Genomic DNA, 13,315 nt, shown 5'->3' with positions numbered 1-13,315 from the left:
GTGCGGGGAGGGCTGGACCATGCCCGCGAGTCTATCGGGGCGCCGGACAGGGTAACCGGGGCGCAGCGGCGCGGGCTCCGCTCAGGTGGAGAGGTCACCGAGCCGGACGAGCTCGCGGAACTCGGGGCTCGTCTCCTGCAGCCCGGCGAACGTGCCCTGGCCGATGATCCGCCCCTGGTCCATCAGCACGATCTGATCGCAGCGCTTGACCGTGGAGAGACGGTGGGCGACCACGATGACCGTGATCCGGCCGCGCAGCGACTCGATCACCTCGGTGACCCGGCGTTCCGTGAGGTTGTCGAGGGCCGACGTCGCCTCGTCGAGCACGAGGAGGCGGGGGCGCCGGAAGAGCGCGCGCGCGATGCCCAGGCGCTGGCGCTGGCCGCCGGAGACGCCCACGGCCCCTTCGCCGATCACGGTGTCCAGGCCGTCGGGGAGCTCGTCCAGCCACTGGCCCAGCTGGGCTTCGCGCAGCACGCGCTCCACCTCGGCCCGGTCCGCCGTCTGGGCGGCCTCGACGTCCAGGAGCACGTTGTGCAGCACCGTCCCGTTGACCACGGTGACGGACTGCGGGACGAACGCCACGTTGTCCCACCAGCCGCGCGGGTTGGCCTCGAGCTCCACCCCGTCCACGTAGACCCCACCGCGCTGGGCGTGGTGGAAGCCGATGACCAGGTCCACCAGGGTGGTCTTGCCGGCACCGCTGCCGCCCACGAAGGCGTACGAGGACCCGAAGGGGATGCGCAGGTCGATGTCGCGCAGGACCGGCTCGGTCTTGCCGGGGTAGGTGAAGGACGCGTCCCGCACCTCGATGGCCTCCTCGAACGTGACGCGCTCGTAGGGCCGGTCCGCCGCGTGCAGGACCGGCTGCGCGGCGGCGAGTTCCGCCGTCGTGCGCTCGAAGGCCGGCCAGGACGTGCGGATCTCGTTGGTGGTGGCCATGAGCGCGGCCATGGACGGCAGCACGCGGAAGCCGGCCATCGCGAGCAGGGCGAGCGAGCCGAACGCCTCCCCGCCGCGGCCCTGGATGAAGGCCACGGCCACGAGCGCCGCGATGGCGGCCACGAAGGCGACCTCGAGCACGTAGCGCGGCATCATCGTGAGGATCATCTTGAGCCGCGTGGCTTCGGCGCTCTCCATGCGGGCGGCGCGGTACTCCTCCATGAAGGCCGAGTCGTTGCCGCGGATCTTCACGTCCTTGTAGTTCTCCAGGCCCTGCAGCGCCGCCGTGTTGGCCCGCTCCCCCGCGGTCACCAGGGTCCAGCCCAGGCGGGAGGCCGGGCGGCGGATCACGGTCTTGATCACCCAGGCGACGGCGAGGAAGTACAGGGCCATCCCGAGCCCCGTCAGCGGCATGGAGACGCCCACCACGACCGCCACCGCGACGAGCGTCACGGCCTCCGTGAGGAACGTGACGGACGCATTCACCACGCCCGTGTACGCCATGCTGGAGGTGCCGGTGACGTTGTTGACCAGGGTGCCGACCGTGCGCGTCAGGTGCAGGCCGTAGTCGGCCCGCAGGTAGTAGCGCAGCAGCGTGGCGGACGTGCGGACGAGGTTCTGGTTGGTGAACCCCATGGTCCACCAGCGGAACGCTAGCACCAGGATCGCCTTGAGCAGGAAGGCCACCACGATCACGACGGCGAAGGCCACCGTCTGCTCCGGCACCGTCACGGCCCCGAACCGGGCCAGCAGCCCTTCGAGCGCCGGGGAGCCCAGCTCACCTGAGGTCAGCAGGCTGACCAGCGGGATGATCGAGGCGAGCGCCACCATCTCGAGGCCGGCCACGAGGACGGACCCGAGGACCACGAACACGAGGCGGATCCGCATGGGGCGGTCCACCAGGTACTGCGTTCCCTCGGGCAGCCGGGCTTTGAGGAGTCGGGTCAGCACGTCGCTCATCCTAGGGGCCGGGTCTGGATCGGCTTAGAACGCCCCGTACACCCGGGCGGTGTTCTCGCTCACCGCGCGGGCGAGGGCCGCCACGTCGTCTCCGCGCGTCTCCGCCATGCCCCGCAGTGTGACCGGGACCAGGTAGGGCGCGTTGGGGCGGCCCCGATGCGGATGCGGCGTGAGGAAGGGCGCGTCCGTCTCCACGAGCAGCAGCTCGGCCGGGGCGATCCGCAGCGCCTCACGCAGCTCATCGTTGGCCTTGAAGGTGACGGGGCCGGCGAAGGACATGTGCCAGCCGTGCTCGGCGCACGTGCGGGCCAGATCGGGGCCACCGGAGAAGCAGTGGAACACCACGTGCGGGGGCAGCCCGCCGTCGGCCGCCTCCTCGAGCAGGATCCGGACGGCGTCGTCGTGCGCGTCCCGGTCGTGGATCTGCAGGGCCGTGCCGAGTTCGCGGGCGAGTCGGATGTGCCGGCGGAAGGACTCCTGCTGCGCCGCGTGGCCGGCCTCGTCCTGCGTCCGGAAGTAGTCGAGGCCCGTCTCACCCACCGCGCGCACGCGAGGGTGACGGGCGAGCTCGGCGATCTCCGCGAACGCCTCCTCGAACTCGCCGCACTCGGTCAGGCGGGCCGCGTCGTTGGGGTGCAGCGCCACGGCGCCGAGCAGGCGAGGCTCGGCCTCGATCGCCGCGATCGTGAACCGGGCCGAGGCGACGTCGCAGCCCACCTGGACCGCGCCGGTCACGCCCACCGCCTCCGCCGCGTCCATCGCCTGGTGGACGTCCACGCGGACCAAGCCGTCGCGGAAGTCGAGGTGCGTGTGGTTGTCCACGACGGGCACCGGCAGCGGCTCCGGTGCGGGCGGGTACTCGAGACGACGCTTGCGGCCCGACTTCTCCTCGCGGGCGTCCCGGCGCGGGCCGCCGTCGTCGTCCGGCTGCTGGGCGGAGGCGCGGTAGGCGAGCGGGGTCTCGGATGCGTGGGCCATGCACCCCACTCTAGGGAGCCGAACCCGGGCTCCCGACACGCCTCGGGGGCGGTATCGGGTGGTATCCACGTCGGATACCACCCGATACCGCCCCCGGAGGGAACGGCGCGGCGAAGAGGTCAGGCCTTCGTGGCCGCCCACGGGTCGGCGATGCCGATGTACTGCACCGAGGTGTACTCCTCGATGCCCTCGGCGCCGCCCTCGCGGCCCAGGCCCGACTGCTTCACGCCGCCGAACGGCGCGGCCGGGTTGGAGATGACGCCCACGTTGTAGCCCATGAGGCCGAACTCGATGCTCTCGGCCACGCGGTACATCCGGGCCTGATCCTTCGTGAACACGTAGGAGGCGAGGCCGTACTCGGTGTCGTTGGCCATCTCGATGGCCTCCTCCTCGGAGGAGAAGGTCACGATCGGGGCCACCGGGCCGAAGATCTCCTGCTGGAGGATCGGGTTGCCCTTCTCCACCTTGATCGCGGTCGGCGCGTAGAAGTAGCCGTCGCCCTCGATCTTGTGGCCGCCGGTGAGCACCTCGCCGCCGGCCGCCACGGCGTCCTGGACGAGCTGGTCGATGTCGTCGCGCGCGCCCTCGTCCACGATCGGGCCGAGGGTGGACTCCGGGTCGGTGCCGCGCAGGGGCTTGAGCGCCTCGAGCTTGGCCACGAACTTCTGCGTGAACTCCTCGGCCACGTGCTCGTGCACGAGGAAGCGGTTGGCGGCGGTGCAGGCCTCGCCCATGTTGCGCATCTTCGCGGCGAAGGCACCCTCGACGGCGGCGTCCAGGTCCGCGTCCTCGAAGACGATGAGCGGGGCGTTGCCGCCGAGCTCCATGGAGGTGCGCAGCACGTTGTCCGCCGCGTCCTTCATGAGGCGCACACCGACCGGCGTGGAACCGGTGAAGGACACCTTGCGCAGCCGCCGGTCCTGCAGGATCGGGCTGGAGATCGACGAGGCCGAGGAGCCCGCGACGACGTTGAGCACGCCCTTGGGCAGGCCGGCCTCCTGCATCACCTGCGCGAACAGCTGGGTGGTCAGCGGGGTCAGCTTGGCGGCCTTGAGGACCATGGTGCAGCCGGCGGCGACGGCGGGACCCACCTTGCGGGTGGCCATGGCCAGCGGGAAGTTCCACGGGGTGATCAGCAGGCACGGGCCCACCGGGCGATGGTGCACCTGCATGCGCAGGGTGCCCTCAGGCACGGTCAGGGTGCGGCCGTAGTGACGGCCGGCCTCCTCGGAGAACCAGCGCAGGAAGCCGTTGCCGTACGTGACCTCGCCACGGGCCTCGGCGAGCGGCTTGCCCATCTCGAGGGTCATCAACAGCGCGAAGTCCTCGGCGCGCTCGTTGATCAGGTCGTAGGCGCGGCGCAGGATGTCGGCGCGCTCCTTGGCCGGGGTGCGGGCCCAATCGGCCTGCGCGGCGCAGGCGGCGTCGAAGGCGGCCATGGCGTCGTCGGAGTTCGCGTCCTGCAGGCTCGCGATGACCTTGCCGGTGGCCGGGTCCTTCACGTCGAAGGTCTTGCCGGAGGAGGCATCGCGCCACTCGCCGTCGATCAGCAGGCCGGTGGGGACGGACTCCAGCAGCGCCTTCTCGCGCTCAGCGGTCACGGTCATGATGCACCTCTTTCGGGGTCGGTGGTCGGAGGCGGCACGCCCCGCGTCCCTCAGGGGAACGGGTGGACGGCCACGGGTATTCCGACGCCGTCCGGCGGCGGTCGGCAGCGGCTCCACGGCTGATCCTAGCCAGGCCCCGGGGCCGCGCCCCCGCGCACGAGCATCTGTGTAGCCGGGGACGTGTCAGCCCCGGGCCGCGAGCACCGCCTGGTAGAGCTCCCGGCTCCGCATCCCGTGGGCTCCGGCCACCGCGGCCACGGCCTCCTTCAACCGGGTGCCGGACTCCACCAGCACCGCCACCTCGGCGACGGCGTCCGCCTCGGACGCCTCGCCCTCGGCGCCGGGTGCGGGCGGCCCGATCACCAGCACGATCTCCCCGCGGATCCCCTCCCCCGCGTGCCGCTCCGCAGCCCAGGCATGCACCTCGGCCGCGGCGCCGCGCACCACCTCCTCGTGCAGCTTGGTGAGCTCGCGGGCCACGCACACCGGCCGCTCCGCACCGAGGACCTCCACGACGACGGCCAGCGCGTCCGCCAGACGCTGCGGCGACTCGAAGGCGACCACGGTGCGGGCCTCGGTCAGCAGGGAGGTGAGCCATCGCCGTCGTTCCCCGTCCTTGCGGGGGACGAAGCCGTCGAAGGCGAACCGGTCCGTCGGCAGGCCGGAGAGGGCGAGTGCGGTGGTCACGGCGGAGGGGCCGGGCGCACACGTCACGGGCAGCCCTTCGGACACCGCGGCCGCCACGAGCCGGTACCCCGGGTCCGAGACCGTGGGCATGCCCGCGTCCGAGACCACCGCCACCGTGGCACCACCCCGCACCTGGTCCAGCAGCCCCTGGGTCGAGGCCGCCTCGTTGTGCTCGTGATGGGCCACCACCCTGCCCGCCGGGGTGACGCCCAGACCGGCGCACAGGCGCCGCGCGGTCCTGGTGTCCTCGGCGGCGATCACGTCCGCCTCCGCCAGCAGCTCACGCAGGCGCGCGGACGCGTCCCCGAGATTGCCGATGGGGGTGGCGGCCAGGACGATGCGGCCCGTCACGCCGCGCCGCCTCGCCCGTCGAGGAACGGCAGACGAGGTTCGCCCGCCTTGCCGGTCTTCACCCACCTTCGGTAGCCCCGCCAGCGGCCGGTCCGCACCGCGGCCTCGCGAAGGATCCATTTCGGGAGACTCCGGAGTCCCCGCGCACGCGCCGTGCGGACGGCGTCGGCTGGCAAGGCCGCCAATGCAACCACGAACTGCGACTCAGCCAGAGGGGTGCCCTGGGCCTCATGGCCGCGCGACCAGAGGACGGCCTCCGCCTGGCCGGACGAATGGATCTTGCGAAGCTTCGCCTTCAGCCCGGTCGTCTCACGGAAATAGAGGACCAGCCCTGGGTGGGGCGCGATCGTGTGGCCCGCCGCGAGGAATCGCGCAGACAGGTCAGAGTCCTCGACCCCATACGGCGGGAGGGACTCATCGAACCCACCGACGGCTTCGAACAATTCGCGCCGGACGGCCACATTGCCACTCAGGATCCCCCGCCCGTGGAGGATGCCCGGGTTGAGCAGCCGCCCCGAGTCCTTGCCGCGCGGGTCGAGGATCCTGACCGGACCGGTCACTATCGGTGCGATCTCGCGCACTCCGCGGAACGCCTGCTCGACCCAGTCGGGAGCGACCCGGTCATCGGCGTCGCACATCGCCAGTACCTCGCCTCGGGCGGCGGCCGCGGCTGCGTTCCGGGCGTGGCTGGCACCCTGCACCCGAAACGCGTCGACGACCGCCAGTGGGACGGGGAACGAGTCCGCACGCGCGCGTACCGCGTCCGGGCTGCCGTCCGTGGAGCGGTTGTCCCCCACGATCACCTCCCAATTGAGGTCGGTGCGCTGGGCGGCCAGCGCGTCGAGCTGCTCATGGATGAGCTCGCCCCCGTTGTGCATCGGAATGATGACGCTGACGTCCACGGATTCCACGGTCATGCCCCCAGCCTAGAGAGTCCTTGCGTCCCCCTAGCATGGAGCCCGTGCCCGCCACCGCCCTCGCCTCCCGCCCCGCCGCCGTCGCGGTCGACGACGGCCCCTTCGGCGTCGCCGCCCTGCGCGCCCGCCTCGGGGTGAGTGCGGCGCCCCTGACGCGGTGGCACTGGATCCTGCCGTTGCTGGTCACGGCGATCGCCGGCGTCCTGCGGTTCACGAACCTGGCCCACCCGGACCAGCTGATCTTCGACGAGACCTACTACCCCAAGGACGCCTACTCCCTCCTGGAGTCCGGCTACGAGCGGCGGTGGGACGAAGACGTCAACGACGCGTTCGCGCGCGGCGAGGCGGAGCCGCTCGAGGGGGCCGCCTACGTGGTGCACCCGCCGCTGGGCAAGTGGCTGATCGGCCTGGGCATGCTCGCGTTCGGCCCGGACAACGGGGTGGGCTGGCGGTTCAGCGCCGCGGTGGCCGGCACGCTGTCCGTCCTGCTGGTCGCCCTCGCCACGCAGCACCTGCTGCGCTCGGTGTCCCTGGGCGCGGTCGCCGGGCTGCTGCTGGCCGTGGAGGGCCACCACCTGGTGATGTCCCGCATCGGGCTGCTGGACATCTTCCTCTCGTTCTTCGTGCTCGCGGCCTTCGCCGCGCTGCTGGCGGACCGCGTCCACGGCCGGCGGCTGCTCGCGGAGCGGCTCGCCCACGACGTCGCCCGGTTAGGACGCGACGCCCTGGCCAGCGGGCCGTGGCTCGGCTGGCGCCCGTGGCGACTGCTCGCAGGCGTGCTGCTGGGCGCCGGCTGCGCCGTGAAGCTCTCCGGGCTGGCGTTCATGGCGGCCTTCGGCCTGCTCACGGTCCTGTGGGACATGTCCGCGCGCCGGACCGCCGGGGTGCGGCACTGGGCGTGGGCCGGCGTCGAGAAGGACGGCCTGTACGCGTTCGTGGCCGTGGTGGGCGGCGGCCTGGTCGCCTACCTGGCCTCGTGGACCGGCTGGTTCGTCACGGAGGGCGGCTACTACCGGGACTGGCACCGGGACAACCCGCCGGAGGGCCTGCTCGCCGGGCTGGTCCCCGGTCCGCTGCGCTCCCTGTGGCACTACCACGTGGAGTCCACGACCTTCCACCAGGGCCTCACCAGCCCCCACGACTACGCCGCCAACCCGTGGACCTGGCCGTTCATGGGCCGGCCCGTGAGCTACTACTACGAGGGTGCAGAGCCCGGCGAGGGGGTCTGCCCGGCGGACGCCGCGGGCGCGTGCTCGGCGGCCATCACGGACATCGCCAACCCGTTCGTGTGGTGGACGGGCCTGGCCGCCGTCCTCGTGTGCGTGTGGCTGCTGGTGCGCCACCGGGACTGGCGGGCCGGCGCCCTGCTCAGCGCCTACGCGGCCGGGCAGCTGGTGTGGTTCCTGTGGCCCGAGCGGACCATGTTCTTCTTCTACACGATCGCCTACGAGCCCTTCCTCGTGATGATGATCGCCCTGGCGCTCTCGCTGCTGCTGCGGCCGGGCCGCCGGCCCGGGCCCCGCTGGGGCTCGGCCCTGGTGCTGGCGTACGTGACGCTCGCCGTCGCCGTGTCCCTGTTCTTCCTGCCCGTCTGGATCGGCGACGTCATCTCGTACGACCAGTGGCGCTGGCGGATGTGGTTCAGCAGCTGGATCTGACGGCCGCGTCGCGGGCGCGGGTGTGCCCGAATGCGCGCCGCACGTCCGAAAATGGATACGCTCGGACCGTGCAGAACCAGAGCCCCGTCCATGAGTCCGCCACCGAGCTCATCGGCATGCCGCCGGCGGACTCCAACATCACGGACCTGATCGTCGCCTCCTGTGCCGATCGGCCGGACGCCCCCGTGTACGCCCAGCGCAACGGCGCGGGCGGCTGGGTGGACGTCCACTTCACTGCGTTCCTGACCCAGGTGCGCGCCGTGGCGGCCGGCCTCATCGCCCACGGCGTCCAGCCCGGGGACCGGGTGGGCCTGTTCTCCCCCACCTCCTACGCGTGGGCCGTCCTCGACCAGGCCGTGTGGTTCGCCGGCGCCGTCTCCGTGCCGATCTACGAGACCTCCTCCGCCCACCAGGTGGAGCACATCGTCACGGACTCGGGGCTGCGGGTGGTCGCCGTCGGCAGCGAGGAGCTCGGCGAGCGCGTCGCCGAGGCCGCCGGGCACGCGGGCGTGGACGTGGCGACGTTCCCGCTGACGGACGCGGGGCTGGCGGAGCTGGCCGAGGCCGGCGCGTTCGTGTCGGACGACGCCGTCGAGCACGCCCGCTCGCTGGCGACCCTCGCCAGCCCCGCCTCGATCGTCTACACCTCCGGCACCACCGGCCGCCCGAAGGGCGCCGTGATCACGCACGGCAACTTCGTGGGCGCGGCCATCAACGTGCTGCACTTCGCGCGCGAGGTGGTCCAGTGGTCCCCGGAGACGACGACGTCGCGCACCCTGCTCTTCCTCCCGCTGGCCCACGTGCTCGCCCACGCCGTCCAGGTCATCTGCCTGTACGCCCGCATCCAGGTGGCCCACTCCGGTTCCCCGGCCACGCTGCTCGGCGACCTCGCCTCCTTCCACCCCACGTGGCTGCTGGCCGTGCCGCGCGTGTTCGAGAAGGTCGAGGCCGGCATCGAGGCCAAGGCCCAGAAGAGCGGCACCGGGCCGATCTACGCGGCCGCCAAGCGCACCGCCATCGAGTGGTCCACGGCCGTGGACGAGGCCGAGTTCGGGGACGGCCCCGGGCCTTCGGCCCTGCTGCGCGCCCGGCGCGCGCTGTTCGACCGGCTGGTCTACCGCAAGATCCGGGAGGCCCTCGGCGGCGAGGTGATCTCGTGCGTGTCCGGCGCGTCCGCCCTCTCCCCGGAGCTGGTGCACTTCTTCCGCGGCGCCGGCATTCCGATCGTGGAGGGCTACGGCCTCACGGAGACCACCGCGCCGGCCACCGTGAACATCCCCGGCGCGCACCGCGTGGGCACCGTGGGCCTGCCCGTGGCCGGGGTGACGGTGAAGATCGCCGAGGACGGCGAGATCCTCATCCGCGGCCCCGTGGTGTTCGACGGCTACCACGGCATGCCCAAGGCGTCGGCGGAGGCCATGGAGGACGACTTCTTCCGCACCGGGGACATCGGTGCGCTGGACGAGCACGGCTTCCTGCGGATCACCGGCCGCAAGAAGGACGTGATCATCACCGCCGGCGGCAAGAACGTGTACCCCACGCCCATGGAGGAGGCGCTGCGCCAGCACCGGCTCATCGAGCACGTCGTGGTGGTCGGGGAGAACCGCCCGTTCGTGGGCGCCCTCATCACCCTGGACACCGAGGCCTTCACCCAGTGGGCCCTGGACCGCGAGCTCAGCCTCACTCCGGCCGAGGCCGCGACGGACCCCACCGTGCTGGCCTCGATCCAGGAGGCGGTGGACCAGGTCAACGCGGGCGTCTCCCGTGCCGAGTCCATCCGCCGATTCCGGATCCTGGACCACCCGTTCACCGAGGACTCCGGGCACGTCACCCAGTCCCAGAAGCTCAAGCGGGCCCAGGTGATCGAGGACCACGCCGAGGACGTCGAGGCCCTCTACCGCCGCTGACCCCGCCCCCGGACGACGACGGGCCGGGAGGACGCCTCGTCCTCCCGGCCCGTTCCCGGTGTCGTCCGGCGGCGGTCAGCGCACCACGGCGTCGTCCTCCCGGGCCCAGCGCAGGCGGGTGCGCAGCAGCTGCTCGCGGCGGTCCGCGCTCAGCTCACGACGGCGGCGCGTGGGCCACGTGAGCACGAGCGTCACGAGGGACGCCAGCAGGGTCACCAGCCCGACCACCACGGCCGCGTCCACCCAGAACTGCTCGGGGTAGAGGCGGATGAGAGCGTCCCGCACGGAGAACGTCCACGTGCCGTCCGCGAAGAACAGCGAGTGGAAGCCAGCGAAGAACGTCTCCCAGCCCAGCACCGCCAGGACCGCGAGCGCGATCACCGCGAGCGGCAGCCACACGGCGCCGGCGAACAGGGCGCGGCGCACCCCGCCGGGGCTGGTGCGCAGCAGGGACGCGATGAGCAGGGCGCACACCACCAGGAGCACCACGAGCGCCGCGGCGGCGATCCACAGCACGGTCTTCACATCCGTCATGTGGTCGACCTCGACCTCGGTGAACAGGGGCGCGCCCTGGTGCGTGAGGCTGCTGAGGTATCGCGGCCCGGCCAGGTTGGTCACGTAGTCCAGCCCGGCGGAGCCGTAGTGCATGCGGTCGGCGAGGGTGAAGCCGAACCGGTCCGCGGGGAACCCGGGCCGGTGGTACTCCAGCCACAGGAACACCGGGCTCGCCACGAGGCGGACGGTGGCCAGCAGCAGGGCGAGCGGGGCGAGGATCGCCAGCAGCACCTGCGCCAGGCGCGGGCCCGCCTTGGGCAGGCGCGCGCGCTCCTCCGGCGTGGGGCCCTGCAGGGCCGCCGCCTGGGCCACGGGGGCGGCCGTGCCGTCCTCGGGGTAGCGGTCGACCGGGGCGGCGGCGCTCGACCCCGCCGCGCGGGCCCCGACGGCGGCGCTCAGCGGGCCGAGCTCGTCGGCGCCGGGCAGCGGCCGCCGGCCGCCCTCGGGCACGGCCCGGGAGGCGACGATGTCGCGGTCGGCGTCCGCGGCCGGGCGGCCGGCGTCGCGTCGGTCCGCGGCCGCCGCGTCCCCGCCGCGCAGCGCGGCGAGGTCCTCGGGGCTGAGCGCCGAGGTGTGCTGGGCGCCGCCGTCGTCGTCCCGGCCCATGGCGGGCAGCGCCTGGGTGCGGTTCGGATCGTCGGCGGCGTCGTCCTCGACGAACGCGCCGTAGTCCAGCCCGGATTCGAAGTCCTCCGCCCCCGCGCGCTCGTCGCGCCCGCGGCCGGCCTGATGGGAAGCCATGCTCGTGCCTCTCTCGAGTGGGTCCGTCCGCCCGCGGGCGCCGGGGATCAGTAGCGGTAGTGGTCGGCCTTGTAGGGGCCGGCCACGTCCACGCCGAGGTACTCGGCCTGGGCCTTGGTCAGCTCGGTCAGCCCGACGCCGAGGGCGTCCAGGTGCAGGCGGGCGACCTTCTCGTCGAGCACCTTGGGCAGCGTGTAGACGCGCTTCTCGTAGTGCTCGCCGGTCAGGGCGCCGGTGCCCGTGGAGCCGCCGAAGAGCTCGATCTGCGCCATCACCTGGTTGGTGAAGGACGCGCTCATCACGAACGAGGGGTGGCCGGTGGCGTTGCCGAGGTTCAGCAGGCGGCCCTCGGAGAGCACGATGATGCTGCGCTCGGCCTCCGTGCCGCCGTCCAGGGTCCACTCGTGGACCTGCGGCTTGATCTCGGTCTTCACGACGCCGGGGATGCGGGCCAGGCCGGCCATGTCGATCTCGTTGTCGAAGTGGCCCACGTTGCCCACGATGGCCTTGTCCTTCATGGCGGCCATGTGCTCGGCCATGATGATGTCCTTGCCGCCGGTCGTGGTGACGAAGATGTCGCCCTCGCCCACCACGTCCTCGAGGCGGGCCACCTGGTAGCCGTCCATCGCGGCCTGCAGCGCGCAGATCGGGTCGATCTCCGTGACGATCACGCGGGCGCCCTGGCCGCGCAGGGCCTCGGCGGCGCCCTTGCCGACGTCGCCGTAGCCGCAGACCACGGCGACCTTGCCGCCGATCAGCACGTCCGTGGCGCGCATGATGCCGTCCGGCAGGGAGTGGCGGATGCCGTACTTGTTGTCGAACTTGGACTTGGTCACGGCGTCGTTCACGTTGATCGCCGGGAAGAGCAGGCGGCCCTCCTGCGCCAGCTGGTAGAGGCGCAGCACGCCCGTGGTGGTCTCCTCGGAGACGCCGCGCAGGGTGCCGGCGGTGCGGGTCCAGTGCTGCGGGTCGCGGGCCAGCGAGCGGCGCAGCGTCTCGAGGATGATCCGGTACTCCTCGGGATCGTCCTCGGTGGCGCTGGGCACGGCGCCCGCGGCCTCGAACTCGACGCCCTTGTGCACCAGCAGGGTGGCGTCGCCGCCGTCGTCCAGGATCATGTTGGGGCCGAGCTCCGGATCCTCGTCCGCGCCCGGCCAGGTGAGGATCTGCGAGGCGGTCCACCAGTAGTCCTCGAGGGACTCGTTCTTCCAGGCGAACACCGGCACGCCCTGCGGGTCCTCGGGGGTGCCCGAGCCCACGACGACGGCGGCCGCGGCCTCGTCCTGCGTGGAGAAGATGTTGCAGGAGGCCCACCGGACCTCGGCGCCGAGGGCGATGAGGGTCTCGATGAGCACGGCGGTCTGCACGGTCATGTGCAGGGAGCCGGCGATGCGGGCGCCCTTGAGCGGCTGGGCCTCCCCGTACTCCTCGCGCAGGGACATCAGCCCCGGCATCTCGTGCTCGGCCAGGCGGATCTGGTGGCGGCCCGCCTCGGCCAGGGACAGGTCCCGGACCGTGAAGTCGAACGAGGCACCGGGCACGGTGGTGCGGTTGGCGAAGGCCGGGTCGACGTCGGGGGTGCGGAACTCTGCGGAGGTCTCAGTCATGCCCTCCAGCCTAGCGAGGCCCCGGACGGCACGACACGTGCCGCGTCAGTCCCCGTCACGCACCACGCGCAGCCCGGGGCGGGCCGGCGGGACGGCCATGGGCCGGGTGGGGACCGTGCGCACGCCGCCGTCCGCGTCGACGGCCTCGTAGTGCTCGGGCAGCTCCAGCCGCAGCACCTCCCAGCCGCGCGGGGCCGTGGTGCGCCGAGCGTGCTCGCCGCAGAGGTCGTACGTGTGCGGCTCCGCCCGGCGCGACAGGGGCCCGATGACCACCTGCGAGTCCGCGTAGTTGTACGTCAGCGTGGCCAGGGCAGGGCTCTGGCATCCGGTCTTGCTGCAGCGTCGCATGGGTCCCACGCCCGCCACCCTACTCGGCGGACGGCCCGGAGCGGTGGCCTACCATGG

General features: G+C 72.6%; 10 protein-coding genes. 2 read left to right on the top strand and 8 right to left on the bottom strand.

The window, feature by feature from the left end:
* Positions 1-81: 81 nt before the first annotated feature.
* The 5 genes from CITRIK5_RS01100 to CITRIK5_RS01080 form a co-directional block, all read right to left on the bottom strand.
* Positions 82-1,902 carry an ABC transporter ATP-binding protein gene (locus CITRIK5_RS01100; protein ID WP_220482124.1) on the bottom strand — a complete coding sequence of 607 codons (1,821 nt, stop codon included), beginning with the start codon at positions 1,900-1,902 and terminating at the stop codon, positions 82-84.
* Between the two features lie 24 nt (positions 1,903-1,926).
* A complete protein-coding gene (locus CITRIK5_RS01095; RefSeq protein ID WP_060973971.1) occupies positions 1,927-2,880 on the bottom strand; it encodes a TatD family hydrolase in 954 nt (317 codons plus the stop codon).
* Between the two features lie 119 nt (positions 2,881-2,999).
* Entirely contained in the window at positions 3,000-4,487 is a 1,488-nt protein-coding gene (locus CITRIK5_RS01090; protein ID WP_159832895.1) for an NAD-dependent succinate-semialdehyde dehydrogenase, read from the bottom strand.
* A gap of 183 nt (positions 4,488-4,670) precedes the next feature.
* Positions 4,671-5,525 (bottom strand): 16S rRNA (cytidine(1402)-2'-O)-methyltransferase, encoded by an 855-nt coding sequence (gene rsmI, locus CITRIK5_RS01085; RefSeq protein WP_159832893.1) that lies wholly within the window; start codon positions 5,523-5,525, stop codon positions 4,671-4,673.
* On the bottom strand, positions 5,522-6,442 hold the full coding sequence (locus tag CITRIK5_RS01080) for a glycosyltransferase family 2 protein (protein ID WP_159832891.1): 921 nt from the start codon (positions 6,440-6,442) through the stop codon (positions 5,522-5,524). Before CITRIK5_RS01080 ends, rsmI begins: the two co-directional genes overlap by 4 nt.
* A 44-nt stretch (positions 6,443-6,486) precedes the next feature.
* On the opposite strand from CITRIK5_RS01080, the gene CITRIK5_RS01075 reads away from it, so the two are divergent.
* Positions 6,487-8,100, top strand: coding sequence for a phospholipid carrier-dependent glycosyltransferase (locus tag CITRIK5_RS01075; RefSeq protein ID WP_159832889.1), 1,614 nt, complete (start codon positions 6,487-6,489; stop codon positions 8,098-8,100).
* A gap of 68 nt (positions 8,101-8,168) precedes the next feature.
* Positions 8,169-10,007, top strand: coding sequence for a long-chain fatty acid--CoA ligase (locus tag CITRIK5_RS01070; RefSeq protein WP_159832877.1), 1,839 nt, complete (start codon positions 8,169-8,171; stop codon positions 10,005-10,007).
* Between the two features lie 75 nt (positions 10,008-10,082).
* Here the strand turns inward: CITRIK5_RS01070 and CITRIK5_RS01065 are convergent, their stop codons facing one another.
* From CITRIK5_RS01065 to CITRIK5_RS01055, 3 genes are read right to left on the bottom strand one after another with little or no spacing between them, the layout of a single operon-like run.
* Positions 10,083-11,303 carry a TIGR01906 family membrane protein gene (locus tag CITRIK5_RS01065; protein WP_155933588.1) on the bottom strand — a complete coding sequence of 407 codons (1,221 nt, stop codon included), beginning with the start codon at positions 11,301-11,303 and terminating at the stop codon, positions 10,083-10,085.
* 47 nt (positions 11,304-11,350) lie between these two features.
* The gene (ahcY, locus tag CITRIK5_RS01060) at positions 11,351-12,910 is read right to left on the bottom strand and encodes an adenosylhomocysteinase (protein ID WP_230260086.1); all 1,560 of its coding nucleotides are present in this window, start codon (positions 12,908-12,910) and stop codon (positions 11,351-11,353) included.
* Positions 12,911-12,955: 45 nt separating this feature from the next.
* On the bottom strand, positions 12,956-13,258 hold the full coding sequence (locus tag CITRIK5_RS01055; protein WP_020628239.1) for a DUF3499 family protein: 303 nt from the start codon (positions 13,256-13,258) through the stop codon (positions 12,956-12,958).
* Positions 13,259-13,315: the final 57 nt, after the last annotated feature.

It is taken from the genome of Micrococcus sp. 116 (genome assembly GCF_902506395.1).
In the GTDB taxonomy this organism is placed as follows: Bacteria; Actinomycetota; Actinomycetes; order Actinomycetales; family Micrococcaceae; genus Micrococcus; species Micrococcus luteus.
This window is presented reverse-complemented; position numbering and strand designations above follow the sequence as displayed.

Coding starts and splice junctions, on each gene's coding strand:
- ahcY (WP_230260086.1), bottom strand. CDS start 12,910: ATGACTGAGACCTCCGCAGAGTTCCGCACCCCCGACGTCGACCCGGCC.
- CITRIK5_RS01095 (WP_060973971.1), bottom strand. CDS start 2,880: ATGGCCCACGCATCCGAGACCCCGCTCGCCTACCGCGCCTCCGCCCAG.
- CITRIK5_RS01090 (WP_159832895.1), bottom strand. CDS start 4,487: ATGACCGTGACCGCTGAGCGCGAGAAGGCGCTGCTGGAGTCCGTCCCC.
- CITRIK5_RS01055 (WP_020628239.1), bottom strand. CDS start 13,258: ATGCGACGCTGCAGCAAGACCGGATGCCAGAGCCCTGCCCTGGCCACG.
- CITRIK5_RS01080 (WP_159832891.1), bottom strand. CDS start 6,442: ATGACCGTGGAATCCGTGGACGTCAGCGTCATCATTCCGATGCACAAC.
- CITRIK5_RS01065 (WP_155933588.1), bottom strand. CDS start 11,303: ATGGCTTCCCATCAGGCCGGCCGCGGGCGCGACGAGCGCGCGGGGGCG.
- CITRIK5_RS01100 (WP_220482124.1), bottom strand. CDS start 1,902: ATGAGCGACGTGCTGACCCGACTCCTCAAAGCCCGGCTGCCCGAGGGA.